The following is a 16,601-nucleotide window of genomic DNA, read 5'->3' on the forward strand; positions in this document are numbered from 1 at the left end:
GTCATAAAACCGTTACGTAACTGTCACAAAAGCATAGCGCCCCACCGATAGACGGCCCCTGAGAGCGCGACAGACCGCGTTCCGACAGGAAAACCAAACGGAGAAATCCACCATGTCTTTCGCAAAGCTGACCGTGTCCGCAATCGCGCTGGCCGCCGTGTCCGCCACCGCCGCCGCTGCCCAGGGCCGCGACAACGTCCAGATCGCCGGGTCCTCGACCGTTCTGCCTTACGCTACCATCGTCGCCGAAGCCTTCGGCGAAAACTTCGACTTCCCGACCCCGGTCGTTGAATCCGGCGGCTCCTCCACCGGACTGCGCCGTTTCTGTGAAGGCGTCGGCGAAAACACCACCGACATCGCGAACGCCTCGCGCTCGATCCGCCCCTCCGAGATCGAAACCTGTGCCGCCAACGGCGTGACCGACATCATCGAAGTCCGCATCGGCTATGACGGCATCGTCTTCGCCTCCGACATCAACGGCAACTCCTTCGAGTTCACCCCCGCCGACTGGTATCTGGCGCTGGCCGCCGAACTGCCCGTCGATGGCGCCATGGTTGCCAACCCGAACACCAACTGGAGCCAGGTGCGCGACGGTCTCGCCGATCAGGAAATCGCCGCGTTCATCCCCGGCACCCGTCACGGCACCCGCGAAGTCTTTGACGAGCGCGTGATCCTGCAGGGCTGTGAAGACACCGGCGCCATGGAAGCCATCATGGAAATCAACGGCGGCGACGAAGACGCAGCCGAAGAGGCCTGCATGGCGATCCGCGGCGACGGCGTGTCTGTCGACATCGACGGCGACTACACCGAAACCCTGGCCCGTATCTCCGCCAACCCCGAAGGGATCGGCGTATTCGGTCTGAGCTTCTACCAGAACAACACCTCTGTTCTGCAGGTTGCCACCATGAACGGCATCGTTCCCTCGACCGAGACCATCGCATCGGGCGAATACCCGGTGTCGCGCCCGCTGTATTTCTACATCAAGGCCGCCCATCTGGACGTGATCCCGGGCCTGCAGGAATACGCGGATTTCTTCGTCTCTGACGACATTGCCGGCCCCTGGGGTCCGCTTGCGGCCTATGGCCTCGTGTCCGACCCGGAACTGGCCGAGACACAGCGCATCGTGGCCGAGCGCGTGACCATGGGCGACATGTAATCGCCTGACCCATCGGCGGGGCGGCCCTGGTCATCGGGCCGCCCCGTTTTCTGACTGAACGGATCTGAAAGACCCGATATGCCCCTGATCTGGATCATCCTGGCCGTTCTGGCGCTTGGCGCCGCTGGCTACGTTCTGGGCCGCAAGCGCGCGGTCAGCAGTGCAGGCGGCGATATCCGCATCTTGCATTCCCTGCCAAATTACTACGGCATGAACGTCTTCCTGTCCGCTGTTGTGCCCGCGCTGCTGGTGCTGGTGGTCTGGCTTCTGGTACAACCAGCGGTCATCCAGCGGCAAGTGACGCAGTTGATCCCGGACAATGAAGTGATGAATTCAGGCGAACTCAGCCTGATCATGTCTGATGTCCGGCGCGTAGCCGACGGTCTGGATAGCGCGGTTGAGCAGGGGGCGTTGACCCGCGAAGAAGCGCGGATGATCCGCACCGAATTCACCAATATCCGCGACACGCTTGCCAGCATCGGCGTGGCCCTCGGGGACGATGTGAATGCCGATGTTCTGAATGCTGCGCAGCGCTACCGCTCGCTACAGAACACCGGAAACACCGTCATGGCGGCGGCTGTTCTGATCCTTGCCGCGCTCGGCCTTGGCTATGCCTATAGCCGCACCCACAAGGATTTTCGCGCCCGCAACACGGTGGAACGCGCGGTTCTGGCGATCCTGATCCTGGCCTCGACCATCGCCATCCTGACCACGGTCGGCATCGTGCTGTCGATGGTGCTGGAGACGCGGGATTTCTTCCACCTCTATCCGGCGCGCGAGTTCTTCTTCGGGACCGAGTGGATCCCGTCCTTTGAAGGCGGCTCTCACCTTGGCCTGTTGCCGCTGCTCTGGGGCACGCTTTACATTACCTTCATCGCGCTTTTGGTGGCGGTGCCCGTGGGGCTGTTCTCGGCCATCTACCTGGCAGAATATGCGGGCCGCAGGATGCGCGGCATGGCCAAGCCGATGATCGAGGTGCTCGCAGGCATCCCCACCATCGTCTACGGTCTCTTCGCGCTGATCACCGTGGGCCCGATGCTGCGCGACTATTTCGCCGAGCCGCTCGGGTTTGGCACCTCGTCGTCCTCGGTGATGACGGCGGGGATCGTCATGGGCATCATGCTGATCCCGTTCGTGTCGTCGCTGTCTGACGATATCATTAACGCGGTGCCGCAATCCTTGCGCGATGGCAGCTACGGCCTTGGCGCGACCCAATCGGAAACCGTCAAACAGGTGATCCTGCCTGCCGCACTGCCCGGTATCGTGGGCGCCATCCTGCTGGCTGCCAGCCGCGCCATCGGCGAGACCATGATCGTGGTGATGGGGGCAGGGGCGGCGGCGACGCTCAGCCTTAACCCGTTCGAGGCGATGACCACCGTGACCGTGAAAATCGTGGGCCAGCTGACGGGTGACACCGACTTTTCCAGCCCCGAGGCCCTTGTGGCCTTTGCCCTTGGCCTGACGCTCTTCGCCATCACGCTCGGGCTTAATATTCTCGCCCTCTATATCGTGCGCAAATACCGGGAACAGTACGAATGACCGACGCCTCCGCACCCGTGCCGCCGAAAAGCTCGCTCTACGCGACGTCGGATCATGTCAAGCGCCGCAACAGAACCGAAGCCCGCTTTCGGGCCTATGGGTTCGCGGCCATTGCCATTGGCATTCTGGCGCTGATCCTGCTGGTGATCTCGATTGTCAGCAATGGCGCCAGCGCCTTTCGCCAGACCTACATCACCATCCCCGTGGAACTGACCGAAGCGCGGCTTGACCCGGCGGGCAACCGCGATCCGGCTGAAATGGCACGCGTGACAACCTTCGGCTACGCGCCGCTGCTGGCGCAGGCGCTGCAACAGCATCTGCAAGGGCAGGGGATCTCGATGGAGGGCGTCACGCCCCGCGACCTGATGGCGATGATCAGCCAGGAAGCGCCCGCACAGGTGCGTGCCCTCGTGCTCGCCAACCCCGAGATCGTGGGCCAGACCGTGACGATGGAAATGCTGGCCGGGGGCCGGATCGACGGCTATTTCAAGGGCCGCGTGACGCTGGAAACCGCCGAACGCGACAGCAATGTCAGCCCCGCGCAACTGTTGCTCGCGGATCGTATGGTCGAGGCGGGGATGATCGAAACCCGCTTCAACTGGGCCTTCATCACCGGCCCTGATGCCTCCGACCAACGACCAGAGGCTGCCGGGCTTGGCATCGCGATCCTTGGCTCTTTCTACATGATGATCGTTGTGCTGGTGCTGGCGCTGCCGATTGGCGTGGCCGCCTCGATCTACCTGGAGGAATTCGCGCCGCAAAACCGGTTCACCGACGCGATCGAGGTCAATATCTCGAACCTTGCCGCGGTGCCGTCGATCGTCTTCGGCATCCTTGGTCTGGCGATCTTCATCAACTTCGCCGGTCTGCCCCAATCGGCCCCTATCGTGGGCGGTCTGGTGCTGACGCTGATGACCCTGCCCACGATCATCATAGCAACGCGGGCGAGCCTTCGCGCCGTGCCGCCGTCGATCCGTGATGCGGCGCTTGGCCTTGGGGCGTCAAAGATGCAATCTGTGTTCCATCACGTCTTGCCGCTGGCTGCGCCCGGCATTCTGACGGGCACCATCATCGGGCTTGCGCAGGCGCTTGGCGAAACCGCGCCGCTCCTCTTGATCGGTATGGTGGCCTTCGTCCGCGAATTCCCGGATGCGCCGCCGGAAGGCTTCTTCGACCCGACATCGGCGCTGCCGGTGCAGGTCTATAACTGGACACAGCGTTCGGACCCGGCTTTTGTGGAACGGGCCTCGGGGGCGACAATCGTGCTGCTGGTGTTCCTGCTTTTCATGAATGCGATGGCCGTGATCCTGCGCCGCCGCTTTGAACGCCGCTGGTAGGCCGGGGATGGATGACATGAACGATATGAGAATGGTGGAGCGCGCCGTGGATGACAAAGACCTGAAAATCACGGCAAAGGGCGTGGACGTGTTCTACGGCGACACCCATGCCATCAAGGGCGTGGATGTGGAAATCCTCGACAAGACCGTGACAGCCTTCATCGGGCCCTCGGGCTGCGGGAAATCGACCTTCCTGCGTTGCCTGAACCGGATGAACGACACGATCGACATCTGCCGGGTCACCGGCCAGATCCTGCTGGACAGCGAGGATATCTATCATCAGAAGGTCGATCCGGTGCAGTTGCGCGCCAAGGTGGGCATGGTGTTCCAGAAGCCCAACCCCTTCCCGAAGTCGATCTATGACAACGTAGCCTATGGGCCGCGCATTCACGGGTTGGCTCGCAACAAGGCGGAACTGGATGAGATCGTCGAGACCTCCTTGCGCCGTGCGGCGCTTTGGGAGGAAGCCAAGGACAGGCTCGACCAGCCCGGCACTGGCCTGTCCGGCGGCCAGCAGCAGCGGCTGTGCATCGCGCGGGCCGTGGCCACCAGCCCCGAGGTACTGCTGATGGACGAACCTTGTTCGGCGCTCGATCCGATTGCAACCGCACAGGTCGAGGAGCTGATCGACGAGCTGCGCGCACGGTTTTCCGTGGTGATCGTGACCCATTCGATGCAGCAGGCGGCGCGCGTCAGCCAGAAGACCGCCTTCTTCCATCTCGGGGAGCTGGTCGAGTTCGGCGAAACGAGCCAGATATTCACCAACCCCAAAGACCCGCGCACCGAATCCTATATCACCGGACGTATCGGTTGAGGAAAGAGCTGTAAGTCATGGAAAATAAATCACATATCGTTGCGTCCTTTGATCGGGACCTGGAGGCGATCCAGGCGCTGATCATGAAAATGGGCGGGTTGGTCGAAGAGGCCATCGTCGATGCCACCACGGCTCTGGAAACCCGCGATGAAGACTTGGCCCTGAAGGTGCGCAAGGGCGACCGGGCCATCGACGAGATGGAAGAGCGACTGAACGAAGAGGCCGCACTGGTGCTTGCCCTGCGTCAGCCAACGGCGGGCGATCTGCGCACGGTTCTGACCGTGTTCCGTCTGGCCGCCAGCCTTGAACGGATTGGCGACTACGCCAAGAACATGGCCAAGCGGGCAGGGGTCATCATGCAAATGCAGCAGATCGACGGCTCCGGTGCCGGTCTTCGCCGCATGGCGCGTCAGGTCGAACTGATGCTGAAGGACGCGCTCGACGCCTATATCCAGCGCGACCCGGACCTGGCCGCCGATGTGCGCGAGCGGGATCTGGAAGTGGACCAGATGTATTCGGCGCTGTTCCGCGAATACCTGACCTTCATGATGGAAGATCCACGCAACATCACCGCCTGCATGCACCTGCATTTCATGGCCAAGAACATCGAACGGATGGGCGACCACGTGACCACCATCGCTGAGCAGGTGATCTACCTTGTGACCGGCGAATACCCGGATGATGAACGGGAAAAGGGCGACCGATCCTCGCATGATCTGGGTGTTGAGGAGGACTGAGCGATGGCTGGCGAGCCCCTGGTTCTGATTGTCGAGGACGAGCCCGCGCAACGCGAAGTGCTCGCCTATAACATCCGCGCCGAGGGCTATGCCGTCATGGCCGCGGGGGCAGGGGACGAGGCGCTGGTCATGGCGCGTGAAACCCCGCCTGACGTGATCGTGCTGGATTGGATGCTGCCCAATGTCTCTGGCATCGAGGTGTGTCGGCAACTCAAGGCCTCTGATGAGACGCGCAAGATTCCGGTGATCATGCTATCCGCGCGCTCGGAAGAGGTGGACCGGGTGCGCGGTCTGGAAACCGGGGCGGATGACTACGTGGTCAAACCTTATTCCGTGGCTGAATTGCTGGCCCGGCTGCGCACGCAGCTGCGCCGCACGCGACCGGCCTCTGTAGGCGAGCATCTGACCTTCGAGGATATCCTGCTGGATATGGAAGAACATCGCGTTTACCGCGCGGGTCAGCAGGTGACGCTTGGCCCGACGGAGTTCCGACTGTTGACAGCCTTCATGGAACGTCCAGGCCGTGTCTGGAGCCGCGAACAGTTGCTCGACCGGGTCTGGGGCAGAGACATCTATGTCGATAGTCGGACGGTTGATGTGCATGTGGGCCGTTTGCGCAAGGCGCTGAAAGCCGCAAACGGCGAGGGTGACCCGATACGGACGGTTCGCGGTGCAGGCTATGCGCTTGGCTAAGCAATTGGTGATGGGGTTCCAGTCGACATTTCAAGCCAATTCATTTGGCCAGTAATCATGATTATGTTAACTTTATACGCTGATACACAACCAACCCTGAGCCACCAAAGATAGAAGAAACTAAATTTAAACAATGCCTTGCGCTGAACTGTTCAACAAGCAGTTCAGCCATGATCAAGCCTCTGCGTGATCAAAATCCCCTGCCTGCCGCAGGAACCCGTGATGACTTCAGTCGCAAGATCTCCGCAACATCCTGATTTTGCGTAAAATTGTGCCTCGACAGCTTGGAAGCGCCGCGCTTATCTTGATAGAGATTTCGGGGATTATGATGAAACGCGACTCTTTACGCTGTCCATTGCTGGACATGTCGAAGCAAGACCAAAGACGAAACCACCATTTCAGATGTGGTGATCCGGCATGAAGCGCCTTCAGCCCTATCTGAAGGCGCGCTCTGTCGAGGAATTGTGGGAATACCACACCGAACAGATGGGCGCCTATGGCTTCGATCGTCTCATCTATGCCTATACATGTTTTCAGTCTGCAAAGTCGCTCAGCAATCCCGAGGATGCGCTGATCCTGACAAACTACCCTTCTGACTATATCGAAGCCTATATCGGCCACGGCCTGTATCGGGCTGCTCCGATGATGAAATGGGCGTCTCGCAATGTCGGGTCCATTAGCTGGCGGCATATGTGGGATGATTTCGACGACAGCTCGAACGGACCTGAACGACGGGAACTGATGGCGTTGAACAAGCGGTTCGGAATAACCGCAGGTTATACGATGTCATTCCCCATGGCGATCAAGCGTTCAGCTGCCGGTATTGGGTTGGTGGCCCGCAGCGGCCTGAGCCAGCAAGACGTGGATGAGCTGTGGCGGGACAAGGGTGAAGAGCTGGAGATCATCAACCAGGTGGCTCATCTGGCGATCACCCAGCTTCCCGCAACGGGTCAGAGCCGTGTTCTGACACCGCGCCAATCCGAGGTGCTGGAGCTGGTGGCCGATGGCAAATCGGTGCGTGACATTGCGCTGCTGCTCGGCCGCAAGGCCGCGACGGTGGACAAGCATCTGCGTGGCGCGCGGGAATCGCTTGGCGTTGAAACGACAGCGCAGGCGGTGCGCAAAGCCTCGGTCCTGAACCAGATTTTCATTGTCGATCCGAGCGCTCAAACATCGTGATCGGCAGTATTTGGCCAAAAGGTAAAGGATTCCCTACTTTTCCGGGGCCTGACTTTGCGTCAAGTTAATCCTGTTCCGTGAGTGATGGCTGAGATTTCTTCGGTCAGGAGCATCGGACCGTCAGGAACATTTCCGGCCTGACGGTCCAATATCTGGGATAAGGGGGTCTAGTTCCGAATTCCCGGCCTGCTGCTGTCCATCCCCAAATCGGCAGCGTGGTGCAAAAGAAAAGCGGTGCTGCCAATGTCCCCGGCAGCACCGCTTTTTTTGTAGAGCAGGTGGCAGGGGCGCCTCCCAACACCCCTGCCCCTCTTCCAAGGGCCTTAGCCCTGGGCAGCCTTCGCAACCTCGGCTGCGAAGTCTTCTTCCTTCTTCTCGATGCCTTCGCCCACTTCGATACGGACGAATCCGGTCACGGTTGCACCGGCCTCGGCCGCTGCGGCACCGACAGTCAGATCGGGGTTGATGACGAACGCCTGGTTCAGCAGGGTCGACTCGGCCACGAATTTCTTCATGCGGCCTTCGATCATCTTCTCGATCACCTGCTCCGGCTTGCCGGATTCACGGGCGATTTCGATCTGGATCTGACGTTCCTTTTCGACAACGGCCGGGTCCATGTCGGCTTCGTTCAGGGCAGCGGGATTGACAGCCGCGATATGCATCGCGATCTGCTTGCCAAGCGCTTCGTCCCCGCCGGTCATCGCGACCAGAACGCCGATCTTGCCCATGCCGGGGGCAGCTGCGTTGTGGACATAGGTCACAACAGTGTCGCCTTCCAGGCGCGCCATGCGGCGCAGGGTCATGTTTTCGCCGATGGTGGCGATCTTGTCGGTCAGCGTCTCGCCGACGGTCTTGCCACCCAGATCGGCCGCAGTCAGCCCTTCGATATCGGCCACACCAGTTGCGGCACTGGCGATATCACCAACCATTTTCTGGAACTCGGCGTTCTTGCCGACGAAATCGGTTTCCGAGTTCACTTCGACCGCGACGCCAACGCCACCGTCAACAGCGACGGCCACCAGGCCCTCGGCGGCGATACGGCCGGATTTCTTGGCGGCTTTCGCCAGGCCCTTGGTGCGCAGCCAGTCAACGGCGGCGTCGAAATCGCCATTGGTTTCGACAAGTGCCTTCTTGGCGTCCATCATGCCTGCGGCGGTGGCTTCGCGCAGCTCTTTGACCATTGCAGCGGTAATTGCCATCGGTCTGCTCCTTTTTTCGGGATATGGGGTGGACCGGCCCATAGCCGGTCCATGTATCAGATGCGTGACGGCCGATCAGCCTTCAGCGGCTTCCTCGGCGGGGGCATCGGCAGCGATGGCCTCTTCGATGTTGCCCTCTTCCAGTGCGCCCAGGTCAACGCCTGCGCCTTCCATCTGGGCGGTCATGCCGTCCAGGGCCGCGCGGGAGACCAGATCGCAATAGAGCGAGATGGCGCGGGCCGCGTCGTCATTGCCGGGGATGATGTAGTCCACACCATCGGGCGAGCAGTTGGTATCGACCACGGCCACAACCGGGATGCCCAGCTTCTTGGCTTCGAGGATTGCCAGATCTTCTTTCTTGACGTCGATGACGAAGATCAGGTCGGGCAGGCCGCCCATTTCACGGATGCCGCCAAGCGACGCCTGCAGCTTCGCCTGATCGCGTTCCATGCCAAGACGTTCTTTCTTGGTCAGGCCTTCCAGACCGTTTTCCATCGCCTCGTCGATCTGCTTCAGACGAGAGATCGAGTTCGACACGGTTTTCCAGTTGGTCAGCGTGCCGCCGAGCCAGCGGTGGTTCATGTAGTACTGCGCGCAACGCTCTGCCGCTTCTGCGACGGGCTTTTGTGCCTGACGCTTGGTGCCGACGAACAGGATGCTGCCGCCCTTGGCGACGGTTTCGCGCACGACCTGCAGCGCCTGGTCCAGCATCGGGACGGTCTGGGTCAGGTCGAGAATGTGGATGCCATTGCGCTCGCCATAGATGAACTCGCCCATGCGGGGGTTCCAGCGTTGCGTCTGGTGGCCAAAGTGAACGCCAGCTTCAAGCAGCTGACGCATGGAGAAATCAGGAAGCGCCATGTCCTAGTATCCTTTTCCGGTTTGCGCCTTGGCAGAGGTTTAGGGACTGAACCCAACCGGTGGACCGTTCAGGGATGTCTCCCCCGAGGGCCCGCCTCTGCCTGTGAAGTAAGCGCGCCAGTAAGGCAGTGTTGAAGGGAATGCAACCCCCCTGCCCCATCTGACCGCGAAATCGGGGCAAGAAGGTGCGTCAGGCGTCTTCGGTGCGGCGATCGGGGTCCGCTTCGGGTGCAGTCGGCCGGTCCAGCAGGGTGGCAGCCGTGCCTTCGATCTCCACACCCTCGGCCTCGTCTGGCACCCGGTCACCATCCTTGTCGCCGGTGCTCGGGTAAACCAGCCCCGCCGAGATCACCAGTTTCGCCGCATCCTCAACCGACATCTTCAGGATCTGCACATCTTCCTTCGGAACGAACAGCAGAAAACCCGAGGTCGGGTTTGGCGTGGTCGGCAGGAAGACCGAGATCATGTGCTTGTCATGGCTGTCCGCAATCTCGCCCTTCGCATCGGTCGAGATGAAGGCGATCGCCCAGATCCCCTTGCGCGGATATTCCACCAGACAGGCCTTGTCGAAAGATCCCTTGGACTGCGCCAGTACGGTTTCGGTGATCTGCTTCAGGCCCGAATAGAGCGACCGAACACCGGGAATCGACAGCACAACGCTTTCCGAAGTGCGGATCAGCGACCGCCCGATCAGCCCCTTGGCGATCCAGCCCACGATGATCGTGAACAGCAGGAACATGCCGACGCCGATACCGCGAATATCGACGTCGATGTTGAAATAGTTGCGGATCCAGAGCGCCGGATTATAGGCGTCCGGCAGGAACGGCAGCACCCAAGAATCGATCCAGCCGATGATCGACCAGATCAGCCATGCTGTCAGTCCAATGGGAGCAATCACCACGAGGCCGGTCAGAAAACTGGCCTGGAGCGAGGATATCCAGCCGCGTCGTGGCGGCGGTGGCGGTTCGGGCAATTCCATTCTTGCCGGTCGTCCCTGTTAAACTCTCTACCCTGTTACTAAGGGCGCGTTTCACGCCAAACAAGAGAGTGTCTTCAATCCTGCGCGACCATGGCGCAGGCAATTGCCGCTGCAAGGCGGGCATTGTTCAGAACAAGGGCGATATTGGCCGTGAGCGACCGTCCTTCGGTCAGTTCGAAAATCCGCTGCAACAGGAACGGAGTCACCGATTTCCCCGCAATTCCACGTTCATCGGCCTCGGCCTGGGCCTGCGCGATGATCGGGGCGAGGGTTTCGGCAGCGATCTCGGCCTCTGGCGGGATCGGGTTGGCCACCAGCTGCCCGCCGGGAAGGCCAAGCCGCGCGCGCATGGCAGCGCTCGCCGCGATGGTCTCTGCGCTGTCCAGCCGCAGCGGCGCGGCAAGGCCCGAGGCGCGCGACCAGAAGGCCGGGAAATCGTCCTGCCCGTAAGCAATGACCGGCACGCCTTGGGTTTCCAAAACCTCAAGCGTCTTGGGGATATCGAGGATGGCCTTGGCCCCGGCGGCCACAACCGTCACCGGGGTTTGCGCCAGTTCCATCAGGTCGGCGGAGATGTCGAAACTGTCTTCCGCTCCCTTGTGAACGCCGCCGATCCCGCCCGTGGCAAAGACCCCGATCCCAGCCAGATGCGCCGCGATCATCGTTGCGGCCACGGTGGTCGCCCCGGTCCGGCCCGTCGCCAGAGCCACCGCCAGATCGGCGCGGCTGAGCTTCATCACGTTTTCAGCCTGCGCCAGCGCCTCCAGCTGCGCATCCGTCAGCCCCACATGCAGACGCCCCGCAAGGATCGCGATGGTCGCAGGCACGGCCCCGGCGGCACGTACCTCGTCCTCGACCTGGCGGGCGGTCTCCAGGTTCTGCGGGTAGGGCATGCCATGGGTGATGATGGTGCTTTCCAGCGCTACGACAGGGGCATTGGAGGCCAGAGCCTCGGCAACGTCAGGCGACAGGGTCAGGAAGTCAGGGGTCATGGTATTATCCGGCGACATAGGTGGCGGCGGTCTCTAGCGCGTGGGCGAGGGCAGCCTCGGGCGCGTCACCGCGAATTTCAGCGGCGATATGGGCCGCCATGAACGTGTCCCCTGCCCCGGTGATCCGGCGCGGGGTGATTTGCGGTGGCGCTAGCGAGAGGGTTCTATCAGGCGTCGCATCCACGGCCAGCCTGCCGCCATCGGTGACCAAAACCCGGCGTGCGCCAGCGGCCAGCAGGGCCTCGGCCCCGGTTTCAGCGCATTGAGTGTCGGCCTCTGCGATCAGCCCGGCCTCTTCCGCATTCACATAGATCGTGGCGCCGGGATGGGACAGGAACGGCCTCAGCCGCTCGGCCTTGCCGGGCGAAGCCGGAGCGAGCCGCAGATCGGCATGGGCAAAAAGCGGGCTCTGCGCAATCCGGGTCAAAAGCTCCAGCGTCAGGTTCCCGTCAATCGCCATCGGCCCCACCCACGGCGCATCGGCAGAGGCCAGCCTTCCGTTTTCCAGCGGCTCCAGAATCCGTGCGCCTGCGGTTTCCAGCGAATGCGCATCGGCGAGCGCCGCCAACAGCGTCCCCTGCGCCTCGATCGCCATGTATTGATCGGTCGGCAGATCGTGATCGACCAGCACATGGTCTACCTCGATCCCCATCCGCGCGCATTCCACCAGCAGCGCGGTGCCCGCCGCATCATCGCCCACGACACTCAGCAGCGAGGGCCGCAGCCCCTGCCCCACACAGGTCATGGCGATATTCAGCGCCACCCCGCCGGGCAGACGGGTGATGCGACCGGGCTTGTCGTTTCCGGCCGCCATGGGCAGATCGGTGCGTCCGATGATGTCCCACAGGACGGACCCGATGCACAGAATGTCAGGGCGTTCTCTCATCCCCGCTCCTTAGGCAAGCCAGCCCGCGCCGTCCATGCCTTTCATCTTGGTTAAAATACCTCGGGGGGTCCGGGGGGCAGCGCCCCCCGGCCGGTCGACGCGGGCCACAGCCGCGGCGAAACCGCTCACTCCGCTTCGTACCACCAGACATCGGGCTGGAACCCAAGCCAGTCGCCATAGATCGGCAGGGTCTCGGGGAAATGCAGCTCCCGCACATGGGCGATGCGGCTGACCGGCGAGTACCAGATCGGGATCACATAGCGGCCCGATGTCAGCACCCGGTCGAGCGCCCGCACGGCGGCGCGATAATTGTCCTGACTTTCGGCTGTCAGCATCTCATCCACCATCGCCTCGATGGCCGGGTTGCAGACCCCCATCAGGTTGCGGCTGCCCTCCACATCGACCATGTCGCAGCCCCAATAGAGGTACTGCTCGTTGCCGGGCGACAGCGACACGCCGCGCGCGAACCAGGTCATGTCGAAATCATAGGCGTCCGTCCGCTCGCGATATTGCGCGCTGTCGATGGTCGTTACCGTCGGCGTGATCCCGAGACGAGAGAGCGATTCCACATAGATATTGATGATCGCCTGATTCTCAGCCGATCCCTGGCTCAGCACGATCTCGAAGGTGAAGGGCGTTCCGTCGGGGCCGGTCATGACACCTTCCTGCACCGAATAGCCTGCCTCCTCCATCAGCCCCATGGCGGCGCGGATGCCCGCCCGGTTGGCCTCGCGCCCGTCGGATACGGGGAAGTCGTAGCCCTCCAGCGCGCCGGGAAGCAGGTCATCCGCGAAGGGTTCCAGCAGCTCCAGCACCCGGCCCTCTGCCGCGCCGGGTTCCATCCCGAGGATCGAATTGGAGAAGTAAGAGGTGATGCGCGGTGCCAGCCCGCCATTCTGGGTCTGGTTGATGAATTCGTAGTTAAAGGCCTGAATCATTGCCTCGCGCACCCGCCAATCCTCGAATTGCGGGGACCGGGTGTTCATCACGAAGCCCCACATCCCCGTGGGCCGTTCATGCGGCACCTCGGACAGCACCACCTCGCCCGACTGCACACGCGGGAAATCGTAGTTGGTTTCCCAATCGGCGGCGTTGGTTTCGCGGATCGTGGTGATCTCGCCAGCGACGAAGGCCTCCCACATGGCGGTGCCGTCCCCGAAGAATTCCAGCCGGATCTCATCAATCACATTGGTGCCCCGTCGGAACGGCAGGTCAGCGCCCCAGTAATCGGGGTTGCGGCGCAGGGACACGAACCGCCCGGCCTCGAAATCGTCGATGACATATGGCGCGCTGGAGATCGGGATCGCGTCGATCCCGCTTTCGGTGAAATCACGCCCCTCCCATTGTGCCGCCTGCAAGATGGGTCGCATCCCCATGATCAGCGCCAGCTCCCGGTCGGGTTCGCTAAAGGTGATGCGCACGCCACGCTCGCCCACGGCCTCGATGCTGCTCACCCGGTTCCACGCGTTCAGGTAGCGCGGATGGCCCTCGGTGCCTAGCGTCTCATAGGACCAGATCACATCGGCCACGGTCACCGGGCTGCCGTCAGAGAATCGGGCCTCGGGACGCAGCTGAAACTCGACCCAGGTCCCGCCCTCGCCAACCTCGACCGATTCGGCCAAGAGGCCGTAAAGCGTGAAGGGTTCATCCCAGCTTCGCCCCATGAGGCTTTCATAGGCCAGAAAGCGCAGCTGCCACGGCGTCGATCCGGCGCGGATATGCGGGTTGAGACTGTCGAAGCTGCCGACCTCACCGGTGACGATCCGGCCACCGGTTGGCGCATCGGGGTTGGCATAGGGAAGATGCGCAAAATCTGGGGGCAGCGCAGGCTCACCATACATAGCGATGCCATAGGACGGCTCCGCCGCAGCCCCGCCCGAAAGAATCGCCATGACGCCAAAAACGCCTGCAATCTGTCTGAAACAATTCCTGCTCATCTGTAAACAATCCCCTTGATGCCTTGTTTGCTTGTTCAGGACGCTACTCTCCCCTGAATTTGGTTTCAAACTTTTCGGTTGGACTCTGAGCAAGTGATTGCTTATAAAGGATGCACTGCTCGATAGGTTTCTTGCCTGTATGAAACCTGCCTCAATAACTTAACGCCGGCTTCGTGCCGGCGTTTTTTTTGGTCAGGCTGCGCGGCTTTTGCCTCTGTCCATACTGCACGTGCAGCATTACGGTGCTGGCAAATCGTATAGGACAGGAGCCTCCGATGGCCATCACCACTTCGCTTGCCGGAAAAACCGCTGTCATCACCGGTTCCAACTCAGGGATAGGTTTGGGAATCGCCCGTGAACTGGCCCGCGCCGGGGCGGATGTCGTTCTCAACTCCTTCACCGATCGGGACGAGGATCACGCATTGGCGGCAGAGATCGCCGCGGAACGCGGCGTCACGGTCCGCTACATCAAGGCGGACATGTCCAAGGGGGATGAGTGCCGCGCGCTGATCGAACAGGCCGGGGCCTGCGATATCCTGATCAACAATGCGGGCATCCAGCATGTCGAAGCCATCGACAAGTTCCCGGTCGAAAAATGGGATGCGATCATCGCGATCAATCTCAGCTCTGCCTTCCACACCACCGCCGCCGCCCTGCCGATGATGCGCGCCGCCGGATGGGGACGGGTGATCAATATCGCCTCGGCCCATGGCCTGACCGCGAGCCCCTACAAATCCGCCTATATCGCGGCGAAGCACGGCATTGTCGGGCTGACCAAGACCACCGCGCTGGAAACGGCGGAAGAGCCGATCACGGCCAACGCGATCTGCCCCGGCTATGTGCTGACCCCGCTCGTTGAGGCGCAGATCCCAGACCAGATGAAGGCCCATAACATGGACCGCGACACAGTGGTGCGAGAGGTTATGCTGCTGCGCCAGCCCTCGCGTGAATTCGCCACCGTCGAACAGATGGGCGGCACAGCTGCCTTCCTCTGCTCCGACGCGGCGGCCCAGATCACCGGCACGACGATTAGCGTCGATGGCGGCTGGACGGCGCTATGATCCACCCGCGTTAGCCCCACATTAAGGTTAACGCAGCGCCCTGCCCCTTCTTCTTGGCTCAAATACTCCCGCCGGAGGCGTCCCGCCCATGCCACAAGAACAGCCCTGCGAATGACAGCAAAACGCATCAACCTCGCCCTTCAGGGCGGTGGCGCGCATGGGGCGTTCACCTGGGGCGTGCTCGACCGGTTGTTGCAGGAGCCCTCGATCGAGATCGCGGCCATGTCCGGCACCTCTGCCGGGGCGCTCAATGGCGCGGCGGTCAAGGCGGGGCTCAGTCAGGGCAGCCGCGATCTGGCGCGCGAGAACCTCGTCTGGCTGTGGGAGCAGATGGGGGCGATCACGGATGAGCGGTTCAATGCCTGGCTCGGGGCCATTTCCCCGCTGGCAATCAGCCACTGGATCGAGACCTCGCTGCCCTTCGCCATCGGTGACGCGGTCAGCCGCATGGTCAGCCCCTATAGCTATGGGCCGTTTTTCGGCAATCCGCTGACACCGATTGTCGACAAGTTTCACTACGAACATATCTGCTGCGCCGAGGGGCCCGATTTCTTCGTCTGCGCCACCAATGTCCGGACCGGCAAGATCCGTGTTTTCGGTGGGGATGAGATCGGGACATCCCCGCTTCTGGCCTCCGCCTGTTTGCCAACCCTGTTCAAGGCCGTGGAAATCGACGATCCGAAAACCGGCGCGCGAGAGGCCTATTGGGACGGCGGCTATACCGGCAACCCGGCGCTGTTTCCCCTGTTTGAACCGCATCTGCCCGACGACATCCTCATCGTGAATATCAACCCGCTGATCCGCCATGATGTCCCGACCAGTGCGCGGGCAATCCAGAACCGGGTGAACGAGGTCAGCTTCAATGCGTCTCTGCTCAGCGAATTGCGCGCCATCCGCTTCGTTCAGCGCCTGCTGACAGAGGGCGCGCTGAATCCCGGCAGCATGAAAAACGTTCTGGTCCACATGATCTCGGATGACGCGCTGATGCGGCAGCTTTCGGTTGCCACCAAGGTCGTGCCGGTTCCGCAGGTGCTGCACCAACTGTTCGAGGCCGGGGTTGCGGCCTGCGATGCCTTTCTCGCCAAGCATGGGGACCGCATCGGGCAGGAGAGCAGTGCCGATCTTGCGGCGATGTTCGACTGACACCCAACCCGATGCGCGGATGATCAGCGTTGGAGCGAGGGGCCAGCCCCTCGCGCTCCCCGAGGTATTTTTGCCAAGCTGAAAGGGG

The 16,601-nt window shown here is 61.9% G+C and carries 15 protein-coding genes; 9 read left to right on the top strand and 6 right to left on the bottom strand.

The annotated features are described in order from the left end of the window. Window positions 1–112 precede the first annotated feature (112 nt). From EP237_RS04270 to EP237_RS04300, 7 genes are all read left to right on the top strand, one after another. Complete coding sequence (locus EP237_RS04270; RefSeq protein WP_127558466.1) at window positions 113–1,156, top strand: substrate-binding domain-containing protein; 1,044 nt, start codon at window positions 113–115, stop codon at window positions 1,154–1,156. A 78-nt stretch (window positions 1,157–1,234) separates the two neighbouring features. After that, window positions 1,235–2,695: a phosphate ABC transporter permease subunit PstC gene (gene pstC / locus EP237_RS04275; protein ID WP_127558468.1), complete on the top strand. Its 1,461-nt coding sequence runs from the start codon at window positions 1,235–1,237 to the stop codon at window positions 2,693–2,695. Then, window positions 2,692–4,032, top strand: a complete 1,341-nt coding sequence (gene pstA, locus EP237_RS04280; RefSeq protein ID WP_127558470.1) for a phosphate ABC transporter permease PstA — start codon at window positions 2,692–2,694, stop codon at window positions 4,030–4,032. The genes pstC and pstA overlap by 4 nt, the downstream gene beginning before the upstream one ends. Before the next feature lie 16 nt (window positions 4,033–4,048). Continuing rightward, window positions 4,049–4,846, top strand: coding sequence for a phosphate ABC transporter ATP-binding protein PstB (gene pstB / locus EP237_RS04285; RefSeq protein ID WP_127558472.1), 798 nt, complete (start codon window positions 4,049–4,051; stop codon window positions 4,844–4,846). 17 nt (window positions 4,847–4,863) lie between these two features. Beyond that, the gene (gene phoU / locus EP237_RS04290; protein WP_127558474.1) at window positions 4,864–5,583 is read left to right on the top strand and encodes a phosphate signaling complex protein PhoU; all 720 of its coding nucleotides are present in this window, start codon (window positions 4,864–4,866) and stop codon (window positions 5,581–5,583) included. A 3-nt stretch (window positions 5,584–5,586) separates the two neighbouring features. After that, window positions 5,587–6,276 (top strand): phosphate regulon transcriptional regulator PhoB, encoded by a 690-nt coding sequence (gene phoB / locus EP237_RS04295; RefSeq protein WP_127558476.1) that lies wholly within the window; start codon window positions 5,587–5,589, stop codon window positions 6,274–6,276. A gap of 417 nt (window positions 6,277–6,693) precedes the next feature. Then, window positions 6,694–7,455 carry a LuxR family transcriptional regulator gene (locus EP237_RS04300; protein WP_127558478.1) on the top strand — a complete coding sequence of 254 codons (762 nt, stop codon included), beginning with the start codon at window positions 6,694–6,696 and terminating at the stop codon, window positions 7,453–7,455. A gap of 323 nt (window positions 7,456–7,778) precedes the next feature. On the opposite strand, the gene tsf is transcribed toward EP237_RS04300, so the two are convergent. The 6 genes from tsf to EP237_RS04330 form a co-directional block, all read right to left on the bottom strand. Next, window positions 7,779–8,654: a translation elongation factor Ts gene (tsf, locus tag EP237_RS04305; RefSeq protein WP_127558480.1), complete on the bottom strand. Its 876-nt coding sequence runs from the start codon at window positions 8,652–8,654 to the stop codon at window positions 7,779–7,781. Between the two features lie 75 nt (window positions 8,655–8,729). Beyond that, window positions 8,730–9,515: a 30S ribosomal protein S2 gene (gene rpsB / locus EP237_RS04310; RefSeq protein WP_127558482.1), complete on the bottom strand. Its 786-nt coding sequence runs from the start codon at window positions 9,513–9,515 to the stop codon at window positions 8,730–8,732. A 190-nt stretch (window positions 9,516–9,705) separates the two neighbouring features. Next, on the bottom strand, window positions 9,706–10,494 hold the full coding sequence (locus tag EP237_RS04315) for a DUF502 domain-containing protein (protein WP_127558484.1): 789 nt from the start codon (window positions 10,492–10,494) through the stop codon (window positions 9,706–9,708). A 74-nt stretch (window positions 10,495–10,568) separates the two neighbouring features. Beyond that, complete coding sequence (locus tag EP237_RS04320; protein ID WP_127558486.1) at window positions 10,569–11,486, bottom strand: pseudouridine-5'-phosphate glycosidase; 918 nt, start codon at window positions 11,484–11,486, stop codon at window positions 10,569–10,571. A 4-nt stretch (window positions 11,487–11,490) separates the two neighbouring features. Then, a complete protein-coding gene (locus tag EP237_RS04325; RefSeq protein ID WP_127558488.1) occupies window positions 11,491–12,372 on the bottom strand; it encodes a PfkB family carbohydrate kinase in 882 nt (293 codons plus the stop codon). Between the two features lie 125 nt (window positions 12,373–12,497). Further along, window positions 12,498–14,264 carry an extracellular solute-binding protein gene (locus tag EP237_RS04330; RefSeq protein WP_240661490.1) on the bottom strand — a complete coding sequence of 589 codons (1,767 nt, stop codon included), beginning with the start codon at window positions 14,262–14,264 and terminating at the stop codon, window positions 12,498–12,500. A gap of 320 nt (window positions 14,265–14,584) precedes the next feature. Here EP237_RS04330 and EP237_RS04335 point away from each other — a divergent pair, with 320 nt between their 5' ends. Together EP237_RS04335 and EP237_RS04340 are read left to right on the top strand one after the other, a co-directional pair. Continuing rightward, the gene (locus EP237_RS04335; protein ID WP_127558492.1) at window positions 14,585–15,370 is read left to right on the top strand and encodes a 3-hydroxybutyrate dehydrogenase; all 786 of its coding nucleotides are present in this window, start codon (window positions 14,585–14,587) and stop codon (window positions 15,368–15,370) included. Between the two features lie 111 nt (window positions 15,371–15,481). Next, a complete protein-coding gene (locus EP237_RS04340; RefSeq protein ID WP_127558494.1) occupies window positions 15,482–16,513 on the top strand; it encodes a patatin-like phospholipase family protein in 1,032 nt (343 codons plus the stop codon). The last annotated feature ends 88 nt before the right edge of the window (window positions 16,514–16,601 follow it).

The organism is Nioella ostreopsis (assembly GCF_004000255.1).
Classification (GTDB): Bacteria; Pseudomonadota; Alphaproteobacteria; order Rhodobacterales; family Rhodobacteraceae; genus Nioella; species Nioella ostreopsis.